Below are 22,807 nucleotides of genomic sequence, written 5' to 3'. Positions count from 1 at the left end.
ATATAATGTCGAAGAAGGTCCGACATCGTAGAACGCCGGCGGCTCTACCAGAGGGGCCCGGACCACGGGTCTGGCCCCAAGTGGAGTTGCGCATCGGGCCGTTCAAGGGGCCTGGTATTTTTTATTTTCGATTTTGACGTTCCTGATGAGTGGCTCGCCGGGGATGCGCAGGACTACGCAATAACAGCGTAAATCCAATGGCCAAGCCGGTGAAAAATCCCTATGACGGAATGCGCGGGCTGCGCCCGTCTCAACCAGTCTTCATGAAAGAACCCCTCGCATGGCATTGTCGATCGCGACCTGGAACATCAACTCGGTGCGCCTGCGCATGCCGCTGGTCGAGCACCTTTTGAAGACCTGGGCGCCGGATATCCTCTGCCTGCAGGAAACCAAGGTCGCCAATGACCTCTTCCCCTTTTCACCGCTGAAGGAACTCGGCTACGAGCATATCGCCATCCATGGCCAGAAGGGTTACCACGGCGTCGCCACCATCTCCCGCCTGCCGCTGCATGAGCTGAGCGACCGGCGCGATTATTGCGGCGTCGGCGATGCCCGCCATCTCTCGGTGGTGTTTGAAAAATCCGGCAAGAAGATCCGCCTGCACAATTTCTACGTGCCCGCCGGCGGCGACGAGCCGGACCGGGCGATCAACCCGAAATTCGGCCACAAGCTCGACTTCATCGACGAGATGAAAATGCTGCACGCCGAAAGCGAGGCCGGTATTTCCTCGGTGCTGGTCGGCGATCTCAATATTGCCCCGCTGGAACACGATGTCTGGTCACACAAGCAGCTCCTGAAGATCGTCAGCCACACGCCGGTCGAGACCGAAGGCCTGACGGCGGTGCTGAACGGTGGCGCCTGGGTCGACCTGATGCGCCAGCACACGCCCTCACCCGAAAAGCTCTACACCTGGTGGAGCTACCGCGCCAAGGATTGGGAAGGTGCCAACAAGGGCCGGCGTCTCGACCATGTCTGGTCATCCGCCGACCTCTCGCCGCACCTCACCCGCGTCGATATCCTGAAAGAAGCCCGTGGCTGGGACCGTCCCTCGGACCACGTCCCCGTCATCGCCCATTTCGACCTTTAAAGCGGTTCATCGCCAGCCGAGTGCCGGCGCCACATGCTTCAGAACCGATTCGATGACATGGGCGTTGTAGTCGACGCCCAGCTGGTTCGGAACGGTCAGAAGCAGGGTATCGGCCTCGGCGATCGCCTCGTCTTCAGCCAGCTGCCGAATGAGGGCATCAGGTTCAGCCGCATAGGATCGGCCAAAGATCGCCCGCGTCTGGTCGTCGATATAGCCAATTGAATCGCTTTCCTTGCTGCCGCCACCGAAATAGGCCCGGTCGCGATCATCGACCAGCGCAAAGATGCTGCGGCTGACCGACACGCGCGGCGTGCGCGTATGGCCAGCGTCCTTCCAGGCCTCGCGGTAGAGCCGGATCTGCGCCGCCTGCTGGACATGGAAAGGCTCGCCGGTTTCGTCGTTCTTCAGCGTCGAACTCTGCAGGTTCATGCCGAGCTTGGCCGCCCAGATGGCGGTGGCGTTGGAGCTGGCGCCCCACCAGATACGCTCGCGCAAGCCCTCCGAATGCGGCTCGAGCCGCAGCAGGCCGGGCGGATTGGGAAACATCGGACGCGGGTTCGGCTGGGCGAAGCCCTGACCCTTCAGCACTTCGAGAAACACTTCCGTGTGCTTGCGGGCCATGTCCGCATCTGTTGCGCCTTCTTCCGGTTCAAGGCCGAAATAACGCCAGCCGTCGATCACCTGTTCCGGCGAGCCGCGGCTGATGCCGAGCTGCAGGCGTCCGTTCGAGATCAGGTCGGCGCTTCCGGCATCCTCGGCCATATAGAGCGGATTTTCGTAGCGCATGTCGATGACGGCAGTACCAATCTCGATCTTCTTCGTCCTTGCGCCAATAGCGGCAAGAAGCGGAAAGGGCGAGGCGAGCTGACGGGCAAAATGATGGACGCGGAAATAGGCGCCGTCGGCACCGAGTTCTTCGGCGGCAACCGCCAGGTCGATCGATTGCAAAAGCGCATCCCCAGCCGAGCGGGTTCCCGATTGCGGCGAGGGGCTCCAATGTCCGAACGAAAGAAAGCCGATTTTTTTCATTGTTTTCTATCCCGATGATGGCGATGTGTTGCAGCATAGATGGGGAAGAAGCGCATCACAGGAAAGAGCGTAGATCAACCGCAGACCTCCTGTCTTGGAAACACACTGTCTTCAAAAAGAAACGGCGATCTGGTCCTGGCACAAGCGCCGGTCTTTTTCCGGTCTTGCTATTCGATCAACGTCACCTGCCCATGCTCCAGGCAGTAAAATCCATCCTGCGGCACCGGCAGTTCCAGCATTTCACGGCGGGACAGCCCGAGGTAGACGCCCCTGATCAATCGCCCGGTGAGCCCGTGTGAAACGGCGATCACCGGCGTGGATATTCCAGAGAGCCAGCTGTCGACGCGTGCACAGGCACTGTCGAATGTCTCGCCATCCGGAGAACGGAAGTACCAGTCGAACGCATCCGCTCCCTCAAGCACGCCCGGATATTCGACGTCGATCTCGTATAGCGTCATGCCGTCCCAGCAACCGGTGGTCACCTCCATCAGGCGGGCGTCCTCCCGGGCAGGAAACGAAACCGTCAGCATGATGCGCGCGGCCGTCTCCTGCGCGCGGCCAAGCGGGCTGACGTAAAACTCAAATGTAATGCCATTCGCGCCGATTTCCTGCGCCAGCCGCGCAGCTACCCGATCCGCCTGAAGAATGCCGCGCGGCGTCAGCGGCGAATCCTTCTGCCCCTGGAAACGCCCAAGCGTATTCCAGACGGTTTCCCCATGGCGGAGAAGGTAGATCATGCGGGATATCTTTCGCGACGAGTGATCACCGCCGAGCTCTACCCGAATTTCGGCGCCAGCCTCTGCATGGCGTCGATCATCGCCTGCAGGTTAGCCTTGATCCGGCCTTCGACAACAACGGCGACTTCCGGATATTCCTCGAGCATGCGGCGGAACAGCGGCCGGTTGATGCGGATGACTTCGCTATCTTCCTCGGCGGTTGCAGTAAACTTGCGCTCGACGAACGAGATCATCGCCAGCTCGGAGAGAAGCGTGCCACGCCCGACTGTATCCACCACCTCGACGCTGCCATCGACCAGATTGCGTGTCAGCGTGACGGAACCACTGGCAATGGCAAAGGCGCAATCGGCCGGCGCGCCCTCGCGAAACAGCTGCTGGCCCCTGTTCAACCGGCGCCGCTCGGCACCGAATGCGATCAGCCGCAACTTGTCGTCATCGATATCCGCAAACAGCGGCACGAGGGACAGAAGGGTGATATCGTCGTTCAGCGACAAAGGGATACCTCTGAGCGGGCATGACACCAGATGGGACCACGCCCCATGTCGTTAGGGAACTATCTTGTAGCCGCCATTCTCTGTCACCAAAATCTCCGCATTGGAAGGGTCGCGCTCGATTTTCTGGCGCAGCCGGTAGACATGGGTCTCCAGCGTATGGGTGGTAACGCCGGAATTGTAGCCCCAGACTTCTTCCAGAAGCACGTCGCGGGTGACGACCTTCTGGTCGGCGCGATAGAGATAGCGGATGATCGCCGCTTCCTTTTCGGTGAGCCGGATCTTCTGGCCGTTCTCCAGCGTCAAAAGCTTCTGGCCCGGCTTGAACGTATAGGGACCGACGGTGAACGTCGCGTCCTCGCTCTGTTCGTGCTGGCGCAACTGTGCCCGGATGCGGGCGAGAAGCACAGCGAAGCGGAACGGCTTGGTGACATAGTCGTTGGCGCCTGCCTCAAGGCCAAGGATCGTATCGCTGTCGGTATCATGCCCCGTCAGCATGATGATAGGCGGCTTGAAGCCGCCCTTGCGCAGGAGCTTGACTGCCTCGCGGCCGTCCATGTCCGGCAAGCCGACATCCATCACCAGAAGGGCGATCTGATTGTTGCGGGCGGTGTTGATGCCCTTGGCAGCCGTCGATTCCTGCAGGATGGTGAATTCCTCATAGAGGGCAAGTTGCTCCACCAGTGTTTCACGCAGGTCGTTGTCGTCATCGACGAGAAGAATGGTGCGGGCCGACATTCGTATCCCTCCTTGCTTCCGGTTGAAACTAACCCAATCGATGCTTTTGACAAGCAGCGGGAGCTTTCACCCGTTTGTTACATATTGTGTAGTGCTATGGTTATGTTTCAGATCACGGACAACGCAAAAAACTGTGAGTAAAATGCGACGAAAACCCCGCAAGGCCGCAAATTGCGCCCGCACCATCACCGTCAGACCCAAACCCGGAAATCGCACCAGAGCCCTCGTCACTTTCGCCGGACGCACCGAGGAGGCCGCCATCGGCCGCAGTGGTATCACCGCGCGCAAGCGCGAAGGTGACGGCGCCACCCCGATCGCCGCCATGCCCCTTATCGGCGGCTATGTCCGCCACGACCGCATCACCAAACCGCCAACAGCCCTGCCACTGCGCTTCACGCCCAAAAATCTGCTGTGGTGCGACGAGCCCCGCCATGCCCTCTACAACCGGCCCGTGGACGCGCCGTTCAAGCCGAGTCATGAAAAGATGCGCCGCGATGACAACCTCTACGATGTCTGCCTGGTGATGGACTGGAACGTGATGAGCCGCAAACGCTATGGCGGCTCGGCCATCTTCTTCCACCTCGCCAAGCCGGGTTACACGCCGACAGAAGGTTGCGTCGCGGTGAGCCTGCCAGCGATGAAACGGCTGCTGCGGTTCATGCGGCGCGGGACTGTGGTGCGAGTGACGCGATAAGGGCTTGGCAGAAAACGTCACGCCGGCTGGGGCGTGACGAACCGCTCGAGGTAACCGTTTTCCGGCGTAATATCCGCCCAGCTCGCCACCGGGAAATCAATGACGGCAAGCGCTGCTGTCGGAAATTTAGCGCCGAGCCGCGCCATGGCATCTACCTCTCCATCGCCACAGAGCAGCGCCGCCGTTTCCTCGATCTCCGGATTGTGGCCGACGAGAACGATCACTTTCGCTTCGGTTCCCGCCGCGCGGAGCGCGTTCACCAGACGCTCCGGCGTGCTGTCGTAAAGGGAGGTGTCGAAGCGCTCAGGGATACCAGCAGCAAAGGCCCGCCGCGCCAAACCCCAGGTTTCACGCGTGCGCAGGGCGGGAGAAACAAGCGCGAGATCTGGAACCAGGCCTTCTCGCGCCATCAGGCCGCCCATGAACGCAGCGTCCTTGCGGCCACGCTCCGCCAGCGGCCGGTCGTAGTCGTCCACGCCTTCGGGACGGGCAGACTTCGCATGGCGGAAAAGAAGCAGGCGGCACGTCATTTGGAACTTTCCTTGTTGCGGCAACGCCTGGCACCGTTCGCGGTGTGCCGAACCGGATGGTGCCCGAAGTCCGTCAGCTGATTAAGGCATTGCCGTGACGATATGCGCGCGGATAGGGCCTTCGATAGCTCCGTCGCCAAACTGCCGCCTCAGCCCTGCGGCAACGGTTTCGGTCACATCCTGCAGCTTTCCGGGCGCACGCGCCTCGATCTCGACAGCCAGCGGGTTGCCCTGACAATAGGCCGTCGCCGCATCGAGCGCCGACCGGGCATGGCTGACACAGTCAACCGTCTCGATCTGTACCGACGAGAACCCGGCCGCCCGCACATCCGCAGTGATCGCGGGAATGTCGTGATATCCATGCGGTGTCCGCTCCATGAAACGCGGCGGATCGTCCGGAAACAGATCGCGCAGGGTTTGCGTGACATTCAGGACGAATGCATTGCTCTGGATGACATCCCAGACACTGAAGAGATAGCGCCCGGCAGGCCTCAAAACGCGCCGGGCTTCGCGGTAGCCTGCGATCCTGTCTGGAAAGAACATCACGCCGAATTGGCACACCACGGCATCAAAACCCTGATTGCCGAACGGCAACGCCAGACCATCAGCCTGCTTCCAGGTCACGCGGTCATCCGCACCCTGACCGGCGATTGCCAGATCAAGCATCGGCTGGTTGAGATCCGTGGCGACGATCAGCACGTCACGCCCGAGCCGGGCCGCCATGGCGCGTGTCAAAACACCAGTTCCAGCGGCGATTTCGAGCACGTCGCGCGGTTGAGACATGGCAACACGCCCCGCCATCTCCTGCGCATAAGGTTCGAAGATCATCGGCACAAAAAGCTTTTCGTAGATCGCCGGCATGCCCCCGGCAAAGACCTTGTCCGCGCCAGTCATGAGGAGACTCCCAAACCGTGAGGCCACTCTCCCAGCATACACCCCCAAACAAAAAGGCGGAAGCACCGCTTCCGCCTTCGTTGGTTCTGGCCCCCGGCGTAAGAACGCCGGGAGATAAACCCAAACTTACTTCCAGTCGCGAATGTCGACGAAGTGTCCGGAAACCGCGGCAGCAGCGGCCATCGCCGGCGACACCAGATGGGTGCGGCCCTTGAAGCCCTGGCGGCCTTCGAAGTTGCGGTTCGAGGTCGAGGCGCAACGTTCGCCCGGCTTCAGGCGGTCATCGTTCATCGCAAGACACATCGAGCAACCCGGTTCGCGCCAGTCGAAACCGGCTGCCTTGAAGATCTTGTCGAGGCCTTCGGCTTCCGCCTGTTCCTTGACGAGGCCGGAGCCCGGCACGATCATCGCTGAAACAGTCGAGGCCACGGTGCGGCCTTCGACAACCTTGGCGACTTCACGCAGGTCCTCGATACGGCCGTTGGTGCAGGAGCCGATGAAGACGCGGTCGATATTGATATCGGTGATCTTCGTGCCCGGCTTCAGGCCCATGTAATCAAGCGCACGCCACTTGGAGGTACGCTTGTTTTCGTCGGTGATGTCGTCCGGGTTCGGCACGATGCCCTGAACCGAGATGACGTCTTCCGGCGACGAGCCCCAGGAAACGATTGGCGGCAGGTCGGCGGCATTCAGCACGACAACGCGGTCGTAATGCGCACCTTCGTCCGTCTGCAGCGTCTTCCAGTAGGCAATCGCCTTTTCGAGGTCTTCGCCCTTTGGCGCACGCGGCTTGCCCTTGATATATTCGAAGGTCTTTTCGTCCGGCGCGATCAGGCCGGCGCGAGCGCCGCCTTCGATCGTCATGTTGCAGACGGTCATGCGGCCTTCCATCGACAGGTCGCGGATGGCTTCGCCGGCGAATTCGATGACGCTGCCGGTGCCGCCGGCGGTGCCGATTTCACCGATGATGGCGAGGATGATGTCCTTGGCGGTAACGTGTTCCGGCAGCTTGCCATCGACACGCACCAGCATGTTCTTGGCCTTCTTCTGGATCAGCGTCTGGGTGGCGAGCACATGCTCGACCTCGGACGTGCCTATGCCGTGCGCCAACGCGCCGAACGCGCCATGCGTCGAGGTGTGGCTATCGCCGCAGACGATGGTCATGCCAGGCAGGGTAAAGCCCTGTTCGGGGCCGACGATATGCACGATGCCCTGGCGGATATCACTGGCCGAATAATATTCGACGCCGAAATCGGCGGCGTTCTGAGCCAGCGCCTCGACCTGAATGCGGCTTTCCTCGTTCTTGATGCCGAGATGGCGATCCGGCGAGGTCGGCACGTTGTGGTCGACGACGGCCAAGGTCTTCTGCGGAGCCCGCACCTGACGGTTCGTCATGCGAAGGCCTTCGAACGCCTGCGGGCTCGTCACTTCGTGAACGAGATGGCGATCGATATAGAGAAGACAGGTTCCGTCATCCTGTTGATCGACCAGATGGTCGTCCCAGATCTTGTCGTAGAGGGTACGCGGTGCGCTCATGGCTGTGCATCCATTGTGAAGAAGTTCGGGCATTGTGAAGAAGGAAAGTTCCGGCAAAAGGCGCCGGCCACCCGGCCGGGGTCAAGCCCCAGCGGTCAAATAAGTCGGCTGCTAAGGGCGCCGCAAACGCACGCAAAAAACCGTGCCGGCAGACGCTTGTGGTCCTGCAGCACGACAATTTTCTGCTCGTAACATCCGAATTTGGATTCCATGGAGGCGGATATAGCAGTTTTGTGAAGGCTCGGCAATTGGCGAGATGGGTGTCGCGCTCTCCCCCTTCTCCCCTCGGGGAGAAGGGGAAACAGCGATTGCTTACCCCCTCTGCCCCTGCCGCATCTTCTGCTCCAGCCGCCGCAGCGCCAGCGATAGCCCGACCGTCAGGATCAGGTAGATATAGGCGACGATCGAATAGGTCTCGAAGAATCGGAACGAACCCGACGCATAGATCTTGCCCGCCTGGGTGATATCGGCGACGCCGAGCACCGACACGAGGGATGAGTCCTTCACCATCGCCACGAAGTCGTTGCCGAGCGGCGGCAGGATGACGCGGATTGCTTGCGGGAACACGACGAGCCGGAAGCGTTGATAGCGCGACAGGCCAAGCGCCTTGGCGGCCTCGATCTGGCCCTTGTCGACCGACAGGATACCGGCGCGAAAAACCTCGGCGATGAAGGCGGAATAGCCGATCGAGAGCGCAATGATCGCCCGCCACATCAAGGACAGGTCGCGCACCACCATCGGCTGCATAACCTCTGCCGAAATCAGCGGCGACAGGACGAAGTTGATCGCCACCACCAGCGCCGGTGCGCCGGCAAAGGCAATGTAGAAGAGAAGAACAAGGATCGGGATGCCGCGGATCACCTCGGTATAGAACCGGGCGATCTGGCGCAGCGCTGCCCGGTCTGACAGCGCCATCAGCGCGATGCCGAGCCCCAGCACCGTCGCAAAGAAGAAGCCGACCAGAGTGACGAAAATGGTGATGCCGATCCCGGCTGATACGATGGTGAAGACCTGGCGGTAAACGCCACTGGAGATGATCACCACGGCCAGCGCCACGGCGATCACGGCAAGGGCGACCAGCCACCAAGGATAGTCGCCCTTCTCTGAATTGTCGTGCGCAGGCGTCATCGGGCGGGGATCATTCGCCCATCTTGTAATCGACGAACCATTTCTGGTTCAGCTTGTCGAGCGTGCCATCCGCCTTCAGCGCTGCGATGGCGGCATTGACGGGGGCAACAAGATCCGAGCCCTTCTTGAAGATGAAGCCGAAATCCTCGGTGCCAAGCGGCCCGCCGACGACCTTCAGGCCACCCGCCGAGGAATCGACATAGCCCTGGGCCGCGACGCTATCGGTCAGCACCGTATCGACATCGCCAGCCTTCAAGGCCTGCACCGTCGCGCCAAATGTCTCGAATAGCTTTATGCGTGGGTTCTGTTCGTTGCCATCCAGTATTTCATAGACTGCCGTATAAAACGGCGATGTACCGATCTGCGCGCCAATCAGGCCGTCAGTAAAGGCGCCAAACGTCTTGGCATCGGTGAAACGAGCCTCGTCGCCACGCACCAGCATGAACTGCTGCGAGCGCATATAGGGATCGGAGAAATCCACCTTGGCCTTGCGCTCGTCCTTGATGGTGATGCCGGTCATGCCGATATCGTACTGGCCGTCGGACACCGCCTGAATCATCGCATCCCAGCTGGTGTTCTGATACTCGATCTTGAAATTCACCCGTTTGGCGATTTCTTCCATCGCGTCATATTCCCAGCCGATCGCCTTACCGCTCTTCGGATCGACGAACTGGACCGGTGGATAGGCATTCTCGGTCACCACAATAACGGTGCGCCCTGCCAGATCCGGCAGATCGGCAGCGGCAGCGGTGAAGGGCGCAAGAACAAGGGCGGTCAGGCCGGCGAGAAGGATGCGGCGGGAAAACATGGGTGGCTCCTGAATTGTGGCGACCGGAACGTGTCACAGAAGCCAGCGGGCTGGCAAGGGCCACGGCTTCGCCTCCGCCAGCAAAAATTGGAAAGGCCCGGCCTATCCGGTTGAATTTACGAAAAATCCTACCGGATACCCCGTCTACTCCATAAACTCAGCGAACTTTTGTCGCGCCGATCGAAAACGACAGCGGAATACGCGGTAGTCCCGGTACCTGCTCGAACTGGTCTTCGCCGATCTCCACCATGCCCGGATAATGCCGCCAGACGAGGATTTCGTGCTCGTTGAAGAAATCGAGCGCCAGCCCGGCCTGGAGGAGCGCATTGACTGTATCGCTGACCGGGTGCAGCCATTCATACATGCGCTGATGGGTTAGCGGCCGTTCATCACCGGTATAGGTGTGGGTTTCTTCAAACAGCAGCGGCTGTTCGGCAGGCGTGCGCCAGCTATAGGTCAGCGACAACCGGCCATCCTCCGCGCCTTCGTATTGGTACATCTGCGGATGCCCGTCGAGCAGGTAGAGACGGCCACCCGGCCGCAACAGGCTGGCGACGACTTTGGCCCATTGAAAGATATCCGGCAGCCAGTGAATGGCGCCCCAGGTGACGAAGACGATGTCGTAGGTTCGGTGTTCCAGCGCCGCCGCCGCATCATAGACCGAGGCCTCGACAAAAATCGCCTCCGTCCCGGCCCTTTTTGCAAAATCTCGCGCGGCGGCGATGGCCACCGGTGAAAAATCAAGCCCGGTAACCGAGCCCGCGCCCAGATGCTTGAGGCTCAGCGTATCCAGCCCGATATGGCATTGCAGGTGGACAATGTCCTTACCAGCGATGTCGCCGATCTCGCTTGCTTCCAGCGCATGCAAGGAAGAGCCGCCTGAAATCACCCGGTCGATCCGGTAGCGGCCTGTCGTGTCCGTCGCGTGCAGCCCCGCCCGGTCGTCCCAGTTCAGCCGGTTGGTTTCGATATAGTCGCTCATTCCATTCTCCCCCCAGAGAATTCCCCTGCTATCAAACAGAAAAAGGCGGCCCGAAGACCGCCTTTTCCAAACAATCCCGATGGATTGAAACTTATTCTGCTGCCGGCTCGGCTGCTGCTGCAGCGGCTGCTTCTTCAGCGGCCTTGGCTGCTGCGGCTTCGGCTGCTGCCTTTTCGGCGGCCAGAGCCTGTGCTGCTGCGACCTTTTCAGCTTCCAGACGTGCCTTTTCTTCGGCAACGGCTGCGCGCTCGGCGTCGTTCAGCTTGCGGGCGCGGGTGCCGGTATCTTCAACGATACGAGCCGACTTACCGCGGCGATCGCGCAGGTAGTAGAGCTTGGCGCGACGGACCTTACCGCGGCGAACGATCTCGACACCCTCGACGAGCGGCGAGTAAACCGGGAATACGCGCTCGACGCCTTCGCCGTAGGAAATCTTGCGGACCGTGAAGCTTTCGTTGATGCCACCGCCGGAACGGGCAATGCAAACGCCTTCATAGGCCTGGATACGGGTACGGGTGCCTTCTGTCACGCGAACGTTGACGCGGACGGTGTCGCCTGCCGAAAATTCCGGAAGCGTGCGCTTGGCGGCAATCTTGGCGGCCTGTTCGGCTTCCAGCTGCTGGATGATGTTCATGGGTCTAACCTTCTCAAGTTCTTCTGCAACAGCCAGAGCGCTCGATCGAACCCGTTGGACCTGACCTCGGATGAGGCGCCTCAAGGTTTTGTTTCTCGGGGAGAAACAGGAGCGAATTCACCATTCTTTGTTTTCGGCTGACGGGATTTCTCCCGAACCGGTCGGGCGAATACACCAAAGCACAGCGTTTGTCATCCCCGGGCGGCAAAAATTCTCCATGCCACAAGCTGGCGGAAGATGATTTCCGCGTCTTGCCGCCAGTGACCCTGCAGGCTATGCCGGATTCTATCGCTGGAGGAGCGTCATGTCCATATCCACTGCCATTCTGCTGTTTGTCGCAGGGTTCCTGTCGAGTGCCGTCAACGCGGTGGCTGGCGGCGGCACCTTTCTGACCTTCGGCGCCATGACGCTGGCTGGCCTGCCGCCGATCGTCGCCAATGCCACGTCCTCCATCGTCCAGTTTCCGGGCTATGTCACGTCGGCCATGGCCTATTCCAAGGAAATCTGGGCGGACCGCCGCGAGGCCGCCATTCTGGGCGTCCTGTCGCTGATCGGTGGCCTGGGTGGCGCGCTGATCCTGCTATCGCTATCCAATCCCTCGTTCCGGGCGCTGGTCCCTTGGCTGTTGATTGCAGCGACGGCGATCTTTGCCGCCGGCCCGCTGCTGCGGCCGAAGTCGGCAGTGGACGGCGCGCCGATCGGGCCGGTGGGATTGCTCAGCCAACTGGCCACCGCCATCTATGGCGGCTTCTTCGGCGCCGGCATGGGCATCATGATGCTGGCCGTGCTCGGCCTGTCGAAGGGCGGCGACTATCACCGGCTGAACGCGCTGAAGAACTTCCTGGCCATGGTCATCGCCGCCGTCGCCATCGTCGTCTTTGCCGGCGGCAACGTCGTCGGTTGGCTGCATGCCGCCGTGATGATCCCCGGCGGCGCGCTCGGTGGCTATGCCGGTGTCTGGCTCGCCCGCCGCGTGCCGCAGGCGCTGATCCGTGGCCTCGTGGTCGCCGTCGGCCTGCTGCTGGCAGTCTATTATTTCGTCACGGGTTGAGACGGCGCCGTCACGCCTGCTTCAACCGCAAGCCTTCGAGCAAGGTGCGAAATCCCTGCACCGCCCGCCTTGAGGTCTCTTGTGGATCCCCGGAATTGGCGATCCACAGGGCGGCGTTGATACTGGCGCCGTTGATCAGCCGCGCGGTCACTTCCTCGTCGACATCAATGATCTCGCCGTCCTGTTTCAGCTGACTCAGACTTTGGCTCAGGGCCGCGATGCAGCCGTTGGTCGTCGGCCATTGCGAGATGTCGCCGAGCACGGCCGGGCCGTCGCGGAACATGATGCGCTGGATTTCCGGTTCCAGCGCCATCTCGATATAGGCCGAACATTCTTCGACAAATCCCTGCCAGCGTGTCGGGGCGGCGGCTGAGACCCTGTGCAAGTGCTCCGTCATTTCCGCATCGATTTCCCGGATGACCGCCTGCAACAGGCCCTTCTTGTCACCGAAATGATGATAGAGCGCGCCGCGCGTCAGGCCCGCCGCCGCCGTGAAATCATCCATCGAGGCTTCCGCATATCCGACGGTGCCGAAGGCATGGCGGCCCGCCGCAAGCAGCTTGGCACGCGTTTCGGCAATCATTTCCGGGCGAGGCTTAATGATCCTGACCATACGGGCTCCTGCTTCACATACGCAGCGTATTTATTTTTACATACGTCCGTATTTTAATTGACATACGCCATGTATGCAACCACGTTAAGACATACGCCACGTATGTAGGTGGCCTGACCGGACAATTTTAGGAGCCTCCGATGTCCAACCCATACAAGGAAATATTCAGCGTGCCGGGGGCCAAGGGGTTTTCCGCGGCCGGCTTCCTCGCCCGCTTGCCGCTTGCCATGGCACCGATCGGCATCGTCGCCATGCTGTCGCAGACACGTGGTGACTATTGGGTCGCCGGTGCAGTTTCGGCGACCTTTGCGCTGACCAATGCACTGGCAGCCCCGCAAATCTCGCGTCTGGTCGACCGGTTCGGGCAAAGCGCCATCATCGTGCCGAGCACCATCGTCTCGGTCGTCGCCTTTGCCCTCCTCATCCTGTCGGCCAATCAGGACTGGCCGGAATGGACCCTGTTCGCCTCGGCCTTTCTCGCCGCCGCCATGCCCAGCATGCCGGCCATGCTGCGGGCACGCTGGACGGAAATCTTTCGTGGCCGCCCGGAGTTGAATACCGCGTTTGCCTTTGAATCCGCCGCAGACGAATTGGTCTATATCGCCGGCGCCTCCGTATCGGTTGGTTTGGCCGTCTCGTTGTTTCCCGAGGCCGGCATGCTGATCTCAACGTTCTTCCTTGCCTTGGGCACCACCGCCTTTGTCCTGCAGCGATCGACCGAACCGGCGGTCCGCCCGGTCGAGACAGGAGTGGCGCAGACATCGGCCATTCGCCTGCGCTCCGTGCAGATCATCACGCTGGCGCTGATCTTCGTCGGTTCGATGTTCGCAACGGCCGAGGTCACCACCGTCGCCATGACCAGGGAGCTTGGCCAGCCGGGCGCCGCCAGCTTCGTCATCGGCGTCTATGCGATCGGCTCGTTCGTGGTTGGCCTCATCCTCGGCGCCCTCAAGCTGCGCACGCCGTTGCACAGGCAGCTGCTGATCGCCGATACAATACCACTTCTAGCCCTTGCGGTCTTCGTCAGCGGCATCGCCATCTCGCCCACGTTCATCACCGCCTTTGGCCTGATCGAACGCCGGGTGCCGGAATCGATGCTGACGGAAGGCATCACCTGGGTCATGACCGGCATTGGCATCGGCATGGCGCTTGGCGCATTTCTGGCCGGCCTGGTTGTTGATATGTTCGGCGCGCAAAATGGCTTTTGGCTCTCGGTCGCGGCCGGCGTAGCGGTGGTCATCATCATCGCCCTGGGCCAGAAAATCCTTGCAGGTGGCAGGCCGCAAGCAGCCGGTGATGCGTTGGCCCAGGCCGCCGAATAATCCGGCAAAAGACCATGGCGCGCCGATTGGTGCGCCATGGTGGTCATGATGAGGACAAGAAGTGCTCGCCGGAAGGCAGGCCCGGATAAACTCTAGGTCCGCGTGAGGCGCTCCGGCCGTGCCTCGAAACCGCTGGCCTCCACCCGGTTTCGCCCCATTTTCTTGGCCTGATATAGCGCTTCATCCGCCCTTTCGACCAGGTCTTCAGCCGACGTCACAAGCGTACCGGCGTCGAAGGTCGAAACTCCGATGCTTGCGGTGACAACATTGAATTCGCTGCCGGCATGGACAAGCGCCCGCTGCTGCAAGGCAGCCCGAAATGCCTCGGCAAGATCGAGTGCTACCGCCCGGTCCGTCGCCGGAAGCACAATGGCAAACTCTTCCCCACCGTAGCGCGCGACCAGATCACCCGGGCGATTGGCAATCGCATTCAGACATGCGCTCACATGCTTCAGGCAGGCATCGCCCGCCGGATGGCCATAGGTATCATTGTAGGACTTGAAGCGATCGACATCGATCATCAGCAGGCTGAGCGGTGCTACCGTCCGCTGCGCATTGGCGCATTCCGCCGCCAGTGCTTCATCGAAAACGCGGCGGTTTGCCAGACCGGTCAGTCCATCGGTCTCGGCCAGATCCCGCATCTGCTCGGCAAGCTGCCGCAGTGACAATTCGGCATGTTTCATCGCCGTAATATCGGACACGACTACCAGGGCCGAGCCATCCTGCGTCAGGCGCGTCCGCAGGCTGAGCCAGCGATTGTCGGACAACGGGATTTCGGTGTCGCGGGTAAAATGCAGGCCCTTGGCGGTATTCTGGATCCAGACTTCACTGACATCCTTCGCTATATCCTTGCGTTCGCCATTGCGGGCGGATGCGCGCATGATGTCGGTAATATGAGCCCCGGGTTGCCGGGCATAGGCCGAGAGCGGGAATGCCGTCCGGTATCTCTCGTTGCAGAACAGCAGGTAACCATGGCGGTCAAACATCGCCAGCCCGTCCGACATTTCGGCCATTGCCTGAGACAGGAGGTTCCGGCTGTCGAGCAATTCGCGCTCAAGACGCTTGTGCTGGGTGATGTCCCGCGTCACGCCAGCCAAGCCAACCGTGTCGCCATGCCGGTTCTTCAGCACCACTTTCGTCGTTGAAAACCAGCGCGTCGCGCCCGTTTCGTCGTCGAGCGCCTCTTCATGATCAATCAGCGGCTCACCCGAACCCATGATCTGCTGTTCGGCCTCGAACAGGCGCTGGGCCCGCTCCGGCGGCGCCAGATCAAAATCCGACAAACCGACCATGTCCGACGGTTTCTGGCGGCCGTGTTGATGGGCGACATTCAGATTGGTCATGACGAATCGGCTGCGGGGATTTTTGACATAGTGAAAGTCCGGCGCCTGAGTCAGTGCCGCGCGCAGCAGATCCCGCTCGAGCGTCGACCGGTGGACATAGGTCATGACCGTGCCGGATATGGCTGCCGCCACCATGTTCAGGGAGGCCGTGATCAGGCTCATCTGGTACATGATCAACGGTGTATCAGGTTTTGAAAACACAAAGATCAGGATGCTCGACGTGACCGGCAGGATGAAAACGGTTGCCGCAACGCCTTTTGGCTTCGACGCGTGTTTTCCCAGGGCGAAATGCGCAGCGAGAAAGACTGCCGATACGATGGTAATACCGATGACGCCGTTGATTGCGCCGGCACCGCCCATGACCAGCCGAAATGCCATCGCCATTGGTGCCGTGATGGCGATCGCCAGCGGCCCACCGAACATTGCCGAAATCGCCAGCAACGAGCTTCTCAGGTCAAACCGGATGCCGCCGTCGAACTCGACCGACAAAAGCATGGTGATGACGACTCCAAGGCCCATCACCGCCCCGAAGCCAAGCTTCAGCTGAATTTTGGAGAGACCGTAGAAACGGTAATACAGGTGCATCCAGAGCGAGATCAGCAATGCTACTGAAGCCAGATTGCCGACCAATACCTGCCAGGCTGATGTCATTTCGTTCGTTGCCGTCTTAATCGAATGGACGACACATATCATCAAGACGTTACATAAAGCTTATGCCGGGCAAATACCCAAATACCGGGCAGACACCCGCCACACCTCTGAGACAATCGGACTGACGCTATTTCCGCAGCAGGTCCGGCCGCCTTTCCGCCGTTAGCCGCCTGGCTTCGGCTTCACGCCATTTGGCGATATCGCCATGATGACCGGATGTCAGAACCGCCGGGATTTCTTGGCCTTCGAACACCTGCGGCCTTGTATAGTGCGGATGCTCCAGCAGCCCACCTTCAAAACTCTCATGCACGCCGGAGAGATCATTGCCCATGACGCCGGGCAGGATACGCACGATGGCGTCGAGCAGGATCAGTGCCGCCGGCTCGCCGCCGGACAGGATATAGTCGCCGATCGAAACCTCTTCGAGCTTCCGTCCGTCGATGACGCGCTGATCGACCCCTTCGAACCGGCCGCAGACGATGATCGCGCCGGGCCCGGCTGCCAGTTCGCGTACCCGCTCCTGCGTCAAGGGCTTGCCGCGCGGGCTCATCAACAGCCGGGGGCGGTCGTCGCCGTCGGATGCGTGATCGATGGCCTTGGCCAGGATATCGGCCCGCAGCACCATGCCGGCACCGCCGCCGGCAGGGGTGTCATCGACGGTGCGGTGCTTGTCCTCGGCAAAATCGCGAATCTGCAGCGTATCGATCGCCCATTGGCCACGCTCCAGCGCCTTGCCGGACAGCGAATGGCCAAGATGCCCCGGAAACATGTCCGGGTAGAGCGTCAGGATGGTGGCGCGGAAGGGCAAGTCTTACTTCGCCTTCGGCTTGAACTGTTTGGTCGGATCCTCGTCCTTGTCGTCGGTCAGACCGGCCGCGAGCGGATCGACCAGCATCGTGCCGGCTTCCAGGTCGATTTCCAGCACCGACCATTCGGTAAAGGGGATCAGCACCGGCCGCTTGCCGGGGCCCTTCAGCTCAAGCAGATCGCCCGCGCCAAAGTCGAACACGCCGGTGACAGTGCCATAGCTTTTGCCGTCGGCATCGAGCGCTTCCAGCCCTTCCAGATCGGCGTAGAAGAATTCGTCTTCATCGAGATCGTCGTCCGGCAGGTTGTCGCGTTCGACATAGAGCTCCAGCCCGTTCAGTGCCTCGGCGGCATTGCGGTCGTTGACGCCGCGAAACCGCACGACGACGACGTTCTTCGCCTCGCGCACTTCCAATACCTCGAACGAACGGCCGTCCTCGGCGTGCAAATGGCCATAATCGCCGATGGCGGTCGGTTCCTCGGCAAAGGATTTGACGCGCACTTCACCGCGCAGGCCCTGAGCGCCGCCGATCGTTCCCATATGGACAGGGTTTTTGAGTTTGCTCATTGCCGGGTCACTCTCCAGATCAAGCCCTTCGCATAAACGAAAACGGGCGGCATGAAAACGCCGCCCGTCTTTAAAAACACGCTGACGCGTGGCTTATTCGGCAGCAGCGGCGGCTGCGTCTTCAGCCTTCTGCTTGGCTTCGGCGATACGCTCGAGAGCCTTCTTGCCTGGCAGGCCCTTGGTCGGGTTCGAGCGGGCTTCGCGGGTAGCAACGCCGGCTTCGTTGAGGAAGCGCAGAACGCGGTCGGTCGGCAGCGCGCCGTTCGACAGCCAATGCTGGATGCGCTCGATGTTCAGTTCAACGCGCTTTGCGTCGTCCTTCTTGAGCATCGGGTTCCACGAGCCGACCTTTTCCAGGAAACGGCCGTCGCGCGGCGAACGCACGTCAGCGATAACGATCTGATAGAACGGGCGCTTCTTGGAACCACCACGGGCGAGACGAATTTTCAGTGCCATGTTTTGTACTCCTTGAGATATCCAACCGCCTGGGGCGGTGTTTTTGTGTATGCGTTAAAGCTGATCAATCCTTGAGATCGGCAGCGATTGCTTCATGATGCCGGATGACTTCGTGGATGATGAAGTTCAAGAACTTCTCCGCGAAATCCGGATCCAGATTGGCATCCCGCGCCAGATGGCGCAGGCGTTCGATCTGGTATTCCTCGCGCGCCGGATCCGCCGGCGGCAAATTGTATTTGGCCTTCAGCACGCCCACTGCCTTGGTGCAGCGGAAGCGTTCGGCCAGCATGTGCACGAGCGCCGCGTCGATATTGTCGATCGACTGACGGTAGCCCGAGAGTTCCTGTTTGACGGCGGGATCAATCATACCGGTCCAGTCCTCACTTCTTCTTCGGCAGTCCGGGAAGCCCCGGGAATCCGCCACCGAGACCCGGCAACTTCATGCCGCCGCCCAGACCGGGCAAACCACCGCCACCCATGCCCTTGCCGAGGCCAGCGGCCTCCGCCTGCTTCTGCAGGGCTTCGAGCTGCTTGGGGTCCATCTTCGACAGATCGGGCATGCCGCCCATTCCGCCGCCCATGCCACCAAGGCCCATCTTGCCGGCAAGACCGCCCATCATCTGCTTCATCATGCCGCCCTTGCCCTTGCCGCCCATCATTTTCATCATGTCGGCCATCTGGCGGTGCATTTTCAGCAGCTTGTTGATTTCGGCCGCATCGGTGCCGGAACCGGCCGCGATACGCTTCTTGCGGGAATGCTTGAGAATATCCGGGTTGGCGCGCTCTGCCTTGGTCATCGAGGAGATGATGGCGAGCTGGCGGCCGAACATGCGGTCGTCGAGACCGGCAGACGCCATCTTGTCCTTCATGCCGGCCATGCCGGGCATCAGGCCCATGATGCCACCCATGCCGCCCATCTTCTGCATCTGGCCAAGCTGATCAGCGAGATCGTTCAGATCGAACTTGCCGGACTTCATCTTGGCGGCCATGGCCGCTGCCTTCTCGGCATCGATGTTTTCGGCAGCCTTCTCGACCAGCGAAACGATGTCGCCCATGCCGAGGATACGGTCGGCGACGCGTCGCGGATGGAACTCTTCCAGCTCCGACATCTTTTCGCCGACGCCGATCAGCTTGATCGGCTTGCCGGTGACGGCGCGCATCGAAAGGGCTGCACCGCCGCGGCCATCGCCGTCCATACGGGTGAGCACGAGACCGGTAATGCCGACGCGCTCATCGAAATTGCGGGCGAGATTGACGGCATCCTGACCGGTCAGCGCATCGGCGACAAGCAGGATTTCATGCGGATTGGAGCGGCGCTTGATTTCCGCCATCTCCAGCATCAGCGGCTCGTCGATATGCGTGCGGCCGGCGGTATCGAGAATGACGATGTCATGGCCGCCGAGCTTGGCAGCCTGGACGGCGCGCGCAGCAATATCGGTCGGCGACTGGCCGGCAATGATCGGCAGTGTATCGACGCCGGTCTGCACGCCGAGCTGGCGAAGCTGCTCCTGGGCTGCCGGACGGCGCGTGTCGAGCGACGCCATCAGGACTTTCTTCTTGTCACGCGACTTCAGGCGAAGGGCGATCTTGCCCGTCGTCGTCGTCTTACCCGAGCCCTGCAGACCGACCATCATGATGACGACGGGGGCCGCGGCATTCAGATCGACCGGCACGCCTTCCGATCCGAGCATGGCGACCAGCTCGTCGTGGACGATCTTGACGACCATCTGGCCCGGCTTGATCGACTTCAGGATTTCGGCGCCAACGGCCTTTTCACGGACTTTGTCGGTAAACGAACGAACAACTTCGAGTGCGACGTCGGCTTCCAGGAGCGCGCGGCGAACCTCGCGCAGGGCAGCCGAGACATCGGCTTCCGACAGCGCGCCACGGCCGGTCAATCCATTCAGAATGGATCCAAGGCGGTCCTGGAGACTTTCAAACATCGCTTCATCCTTGTCGTTTCAGGGCTTTTGCTTCGCCCGAAACGTTGTGCTTTTCCATGACGAAAACAAGACGCAAAGCCAAAAAGCACCCGAGGGCGCATCGCGCTGTCGGATGTTGACCTCCAGGATCTCCGCAAGGGGTCCGGGTCGGCGGCTACAAGTCTTGTTCTTGTCGCAGATTGCGGGCGGTAAACACGATATGGTCGGCAAAGTCAAGGCGAGACGGCAATTTCACCGCCCCAACTGCCTGCCCGCAAGCCTTTCTCAGGCATCCCGGCCGAAATAGACCTCCACCGAAGCGATACGGTCGCCATGAAACCGGATGATCTCGACATTGCGAAATGCGCCGCCGTCCCGCTTGTCAGCCCGGTAGCGCACCAGCGCCTCGTTGTCCTCAAGCGAAATGCGTTCGATGTGAATGGCGCTAAAGGCCGGCGGCTGCGGCCAGCACCGCTCGAAATACGTGGCCTTATTAATATGATCGTCGTTCGGACTGGAAAAGGTGAAATCCTCCGTGAGCATGTCGGAGACCTCGTCCTTCCGGTTGGCCAGATAGGCTGCGAAGAGCCCACGAACGGTTGCTTCCCTGTCCATCTTACCCTCCACGAACGGATTGCATTGCGGAACTGAGTTATAACCCAAACGACGGTCCGGCGCCAGAAACCGGCATGCCGCCGCCCAATTGAAGGGAGAAATGCAAGGCCCCATGTTAAGAAGCGAAACCGGTGCAACGAAAGAGCTGCAGTGAGCCAGATCCGAAATCCCTACTATACCGGCCCCATCTCCGATCATTTCGACGGCACCGTCTTCTTCAACCCCGAGGGCGAAGCACCACTCGGCTTTCGCGAGTTGATGCGCTGGCAGTTCGGAGGCGGACGTAGCATATGGCCCAAGACTGTCCGCAGTCCCTTTCCACAGGCGAAACCCGATAGTCGCGTCGGTGGTGATACCCTACGCATCACTATGATCGGCCATGCCTCACTGCTGATCCAGGTCTGCGGCCTCAATATTCTGACCGACCCGGTCTGGTCGCAGCGCACCAGTCCGTTTTCCTTCATAGGCCCCAGACGCGTCGTCGCGCCCGGCATCGCCTTTAAAGACCTGCCGCCCATCGACATCGTGATCGTTACCCATAATCACTATGATCACCTCGATCTCGCCACGCTGAAACGGCTGCATGAAGAGCACAGCCCACACATCGTCACCCCGCTCGGCAACGATACGATCATCCACCGCGCCCTTCCCGAAGCCAAAATTTCCGACATGGACTGGGGCGACCAGACTTCCTTCTGGGATGACATCACCATCGATTGCGAACCCTGCCACCACTGGTCGGCACGTACGTCCCAGGACCGCCGCATGGCGCTCTGGGCCGCCTTCGTGATCTCGACACCATCAGGCAAAATCTACCATGTCGGCGATACCGGCTTTCACGACGGCTTCAACTACCGGGCCGCTGCCGCCAAACACGGCGGCTTCCGCCTCGCCAACCTGCCGATCGGCGCCTATGAGCCACGCTGGTTCATGAGGGCGCAACACCAGAATCCGCAGGAAGCCGTCGAAGGCATGCGGCTGTGCAACGCTTCCTATGCCGCCGGTCACCATTTCGGCACCGTGCAGCTGACCAATGAGGGGATCGAGGCACCGGTTCAGGCGCTTGAGGTTGCCTTGAAGGATCAGGGCGTAACGCCGGAAAAATTCCGGCCACTCAGAGCAGGCGAAGTATTCGATGTACCGGCCGTTTAGGTTCAGCGTCCCTTTCCCCGCCGCCGGGAGAAGAAGGAGACCGGCGCCACGGCCCGTCACCCCTCGGGAAATTCCCGATACTGCGGCAGATTATCGGTAATCTCATACCATGGCGCCTTCGAGCCGACGAAAATATGCGCCGTTGGCCGGATCGTCGGCGCATCCACCAGCGTGCCCATAGGAACATGGGCATAGGCACCTTCGCGTACCACCGAATAGACCAGTGACCCGCAAGTACCGCAATGCACGTCATGGTTCTCATCGGGTTTTCCGTAGATCGACATCGCTTCCGCGCCCTTGATGAGTTGAAACCGCTCACGCCTGATCCCGGCAATCGGCTTAAAAGCCGACCCGGTCGTGCGCCGGCAGTTGGAACAGTGACAATTCATTGCATATTCGAAGGCGTCGTCGACTGCATATTCGACGGCACCGCACATGCACTTCCCGGTGAGGAGGGGCGAGGTTTCAAACATGGCATCTCTCCGTAAGCATCAGCGCCCAACAATCAGCATGACCCGCGCCCGCCGGGACCGCGACGCCTTGACCACACCAGTAAGCAGCTTCCAACATTTTTTCATCCCCGCAAATCCCCGCGATCAAAACCTGTGCCATCATCATTGCGTCCTGTCATCGGCGAGACCGCTAGGCGTAGCGGTGAGACAGGGCCGGTGCCGGGTGGAGGACAGACGTAAGCCTTTGTCCGGTGGATGGTCAGAAAGTGGTTTCCCTCCCGTCTGCAAAATGGCGGGGCGTGCCTGTGAGGCACACATGAGGACCGGCGAGCGGTATTGCGACAGCAATATCTTTCCTGACGCGGCGGCAACGTCAGCGTCAGCCCGTATCAAAAGGGCGCCGCCATCCCCGCAGAGAAACCGGAGTTGCCCATCGTCGAATACTGAACGGGGCGCTGGAAGGCGTCATATACTTACTTTGTCCCGGCACTTTCCAGCGCCCCGGCCAAGTAAACAACAGAGAAAACCACGGCGGATTTTCCGGGCGTGGCTTGAAGTGTTGCGGGT

The 22,807-nt window shown here is 60.7% G+C and carries 25 protein-coding genes; 5 read left to right on the top strand and 20 right to left on the bottom strand.

Translation table 11 applies throughout. The features are described 5' to 3' along the window. Positions 1-280: 280 nt before the first annotated feature. Positions 281-1,087: an exodeoxyribonuclease III gene (locus ACSQ3J_RS13530; protein WP_060502700.1), complete on the top strand. Its 807-nt coding sequence runs from the start codon at positions 281-283 to the stop codon at positions 1,085-1,087. A 6-nt stretch (positions 1,088-1,093) separates the two neighbouring features. On the opposite strand, the gene ACSQ3J_RS13525 is transcribed toward ACSQ3J_RS13530, so the two are convergent. From ACSQ3J_RS13525 to ACSQ3J_RS13510, 4 genes are all read right to left on the bottom strand, one after another. Continuing rightward, the gene (locus tag ACSQ3J_RS13525; RefSeq protein ID WP_060502699.1) at positions 1,094-2,116 is read right to left on the bottom strand and encodes an LLM class flavin-dependent oxidoreductase; all 1,023 of its coding nucleotides are present in this window, start codon (positions 2,114-2,116) and stop codon (positions 1,094-1,096) included. A 167-nt stretch (positions 2,117-2,283) separates the two neighbouring features. After that, positions 2,284-2,853 carry a histidine phosphatase family protein gene (locus ACSQ3J_RS13520; RefSeq protein ID WP_060502698.1) on the bottom strand — a complete coding sequence of 190 codons (570 nt, stop codon included), beginning with the start codon at positions 2,851-2,853 and terminating at the stop codon, positions 2,284-2,286. A gap of 38 nt (positions 2,854-2,891) precedes the next feature. Further along, positions 2,892-3,347 carry a cyclic nucleotide-binding domain-containing protein gene (locus ACSQ3J_RS13515; RefSeq protein WP_060502697.1) on the bottom strand — a complete coding sequence of 152 codons (456 nt, stop codon included), beginning with the start codon at positions 3,345-3,347 and terminating at the stop codon, positions 2,892-2,894. A gap of 51 nt (positions 3,348-3,398) precedes the next feature. Next, the gene (locus tag ACSQ3J_RS13510) at positions 3,399-4,082 is read right to left on the bottom strand and encodes a response regulator transcription factor (RefSeq protein ID WP_037097252.1); all 684 of its coding nucleotides are present in this window, start codon (positions 4,080-4,082) and stop codon (positions 3,399-3,401) included. A 142-nt stretch (positions 4,083-4,224) separates the two neighbouring features. On the opposite strand from ACSQ3J_RS13510, the gene ACSQ3J_RS13505 reads away from it, so the two are divergent. Then, positions 4,225-4,776, top strand: coding sequence for a L,D-transpeptidase family protein (locus tag ACSQ3J_RS13505; RefSeq protein WP_060502696.1), 552 nt, complete (start codon positions 4,225-4,227; stop codon positions 4,774-4,776). Between the two features lie 17 nt (positions 4,777-4,793). Here the strand turns inward: ACSQ3J_RS13505 and ACSQ3J_RS13500 are convergent, their stop codons facing one another. The 7 genes from ACSQ3J_RS13500 to rplS all read right to left on the bottom strand — a co-directional run bounded on the left by ACSQ3J_RS13500 (position 4,794) and on the right by rplS (position 11,288). Beyond that, positions 4,794-5,306: a SixA phosphatase family protein gene (locus ACSQ3J_RS13500; protein WP_060502695.1), complete on the bottom strand. Its 513-nt coding sequence runs from the start codon at positions 5,304-5,306 to the stop codon at positions 4,794-4,796. An 81-nt stretch (positions 5,307-5,387) separates the two neighbouring features. After that, positions 5,388-6,200 carry a class I SAM-dependent methyltransferase gene (locus tag ACSQ3J_RS13495; RefSeq protein ID WP_060502694.1) on the bottom strand — a complete coding sequence of 271 codons (813 nt, stop codon included), beginning with the start codon at positions 6,198-6,200 and terminating at the stop codon, positions 5,388-5,390. Between the two features lie 126 nt (positions 6,201-6,326). Continuing rightward, positions 6,327-7,736 (bottom strand): 3-isopropylmalate dehydratase large subunit, encoded by a 1,410-nt coding sequence (leuC, locus tag ACSQ3J_RS13490; RefSeq protein WP_060502693.1) that lies wholly within the window; start codon positions 7,734-7,736, stop codon positions 6,327-6,329. Between the two features lie 312 nt (positions 7,737-8,048). Beyond that, a complete protein-coding gene (locus ACSQ3J_RS13485) occupies positions 8,049-8,864 on the bottom strand; it encodes an amino acid ABC transporter permease (protein WP_060502692.1) in 816 nt (271 codons plus the stop codon). 10 nt (positions 8,865-8,874) lie between these two features. After that, on the bottom strand, positions 8,875-9,672 hold the full coding sequence (locus ACSQ3J_RS13480; protein ID WP_060502691.1) for a transporter substrate-binding domain-containing protein: 798 nt from the start codon (positions 9,670-9,672) through the stop codon (positions 8,875-8,877). Between the two features lie 157 nt (positions 9,673-9,829). Further along, positions 9,830-10,654 carry a class I SAM-dependent methyltransferase gene (locus tag ACSQ3J_RS13475; RefSeq protein WP_060502690.1) on the bottom strand — a complete coding sequence of 275 codons (825 nt, stop codon included), beginning with the start codon at positions 10,652-10,654 and terminating at the stop codon, positions 9,830-9,832. 91 nt (positions 10,655-10,745) lie between these two features. Continuing rightward, complete coding sequence (rplS, locus tag ACSQ3J_RS13470) at positions 10,746-11,288, bottom strand: 50S ribosomal protein L19 (protein WP_037097235.1); 543 nt, start codon at positions 11,286-11,288, stop codon at positions 10,746-10,748. 304 nt (positions 11,289-11,592) lie between these two features. Between rplS and ACSQ3J_RS13465 the strand changes: the two genes are divergently transcribed. Then, on the top strand, positions 11,593-12,339 hold the full coding sequence (locus ACSQ3J_RS13465; RefSeq protein WP_060502689.1) for a sulfite exporter TauE/SafE family protein: 747 nt from the start codon (positions 11,593-11,595) through the stop codon (positions 12,337-12,339). A gap of 10 nt (positions 12,340-12,349) precedes the next feature. On the opposite strand, the gene ACSQ3J_RS13460 is transcribed toward ACSQ3J_RS13465, so the two are convergent. After that, positions 12,350-12,952: a TetR/AcrR family transcriptional regulator gene (locus ACSQ3J_RS13460; protein WP_436039299.1), complete on the bottom strand. Its 603-nt coding sequence runs from the start codon at positions 12,950-12,952 to the stop codon at positions 12,350-12,352. 140 nt (positions 12,953-13,092) lie between these two features. On the opposite strand from ACSQ3J_RS13460, the gene ACSQ3J_RS13455 reads away from it, so the two are divergent. Further along, positions 13,093-14,274, top strand: a complete 1,182-nt coding sequence (locus tag ACSQ3J_RS13455) for an MFS transporter (protein ID WP_436039298.1) — start codon at positions 13,093-13,095, stop codon at positions 14,272-14,274. Positions 14,275-14,366: 92 nt separating this feature from the next. On the opposite strand, the gene ACSQ3J_RS13450 is transcribed toward ACSQ3J_RS13455, so the two are convergent. The 7 genes from ACSQ3J_RS13450 to ACSQ3J_RS13420 all read right to left on the bottom strand — a co-directional run bounded on the left by ACSQ3J_RS13450 (position 14,367) and on the right by ACSQ3J_RS13420 (position 20,636). Further along, positions 14,367-16,268, bottom strand: a complete 1,902-nt coding sequence (locus ACSQ3J_RS13450) for a diguanylate cyclase (protein WP_060502687.1) — start codon at positions 16,266-16,268, stop codon at positions 14,367-14,369. A 127-nt stretch (positions 16,269-16,395) separates the two neighbouring features. Continuing rightward, positions 16,396-17,076, bottom strand: coding sequence for a tRNA (guanosine(37)-N1)-methyltransferase TrmD (gene trmD, locus ACSQ3J_RS13445; protein WP_060502686.1), 681 nt, complete (start codon positions 17,074-17,076; stop codon positions 16,396-16,398). A 3-nt stretch (positions 17,077-17,079) separates the two neighbouring features. After that, positions 17,080-17,643, bottom strand: coding sequence for a ribosome maturation factor RimM (gene rimM / locus ACSQ3J_RS13440; protein WP_037097225.1), 564 nt, complete (start codon positions 17,641-17,643; stop codon positions 17,080-17,082). A 93-nt stretch (positions 17,644-17,736) separates the two neighbouring features. Then, positions 17,737-18,099, bottom strand: a complete 363-nt coding sequence (gene rpsP, locus ACSQ3J_RS13435) for a 30S ribosomal protein S16 (protein WP_060502685.1) — start codon at positions 18,097-18,099, stop codon at positions 17,737-17,739. Positions 18,100-18,163: 64 nt separating this feature from the next. Continuing rightward, positions 18,164-18,466 (bottom strand): chorismate mutase, encoded by a 303-nt coding sequence (locus ACSQ3J_RS13430; protein ID WP_037097220.1) that lies wholly within the window; start codon positions 18,464-18,466, stop codon positions 18,164-18,166. Positions 18,467-18,479: 13 nt separating this feature from the next. Next, positions 18,480-20,042, bottom strand: a complete 1,563-nt coding sequence (gene ffh, locus ACSQ3J_RS13425) for a signal recognition particle protein (RefSeq protein WP_060502684.1) — start codon at positions 20,040-20,042, stop codon at positions 18,480-18,482. A 264-nt stretch (positions 20,043-20,306) separates the two neighbouring features. Continuing rightward, complete coding sequence (locus ACSQ3J_RS13420) at positions 20,307-20,636, bottom strand: nuclear transport factor 2 family protein (RefSeq protein ID WP_060502683.1); 330 nt, start codon at positions 20,634-20,636, stop codon at positions 20,307-20,309. Positions 20,637-20,786: 150 nt separating this feature from the next. Here ACSQ3J_RS13420 and ACSQ3J_RS13415 point away from each other — a divergent pair, with 150 nt between their 5' ends. Continuing rightward, the gene (locus tag ACSQ3J_RS13415; RefSeq protein ID WP_060502682.1) at positions 20,787-21,788 is read left to right on the top strand and encodes an MBL fold metallo-hydrolase; all 1,002 of its coding nucleotides are present in this window, start codon (positions 20,787-20,789) and stop codon (positions 21,786-21,788) included. Between the two features lie 56 nt (positions 21,789-21,844). Here the strand turns inward: ACSQ3J_RS13415 and ACSQ3J_RS13410 are convergent, their stop codons facing one another. Beyond that, the gene (locus tag ACSQ3J_RS13410) at positions 21,845-22,261 is read right to left on the bottom strand and encodes a GFA family protein (protein ID WP_060512033.1); all 417 of its coding nucleotides are present in this window, start codon (positions 22,259-22,261) and stop codon (positions 21,845-21,847) included. Positions 22,262-22,807: the final 546 nt, after the last annotated feature.

Source organism: Rhizobium sp. LjRoot98 (assembly GCF_964252935.1).
GTDB lineage: Bacteria > Pseudomonadota > Alphaproteobacteria > Rhizobiales > Rhizobiaceae > Pararhizobium.
The sequence above is the reverse complement of the archived record's forward strand: the minus strand, read 5'-3'. Positions and strand labels throughout refer to the sequence as shown.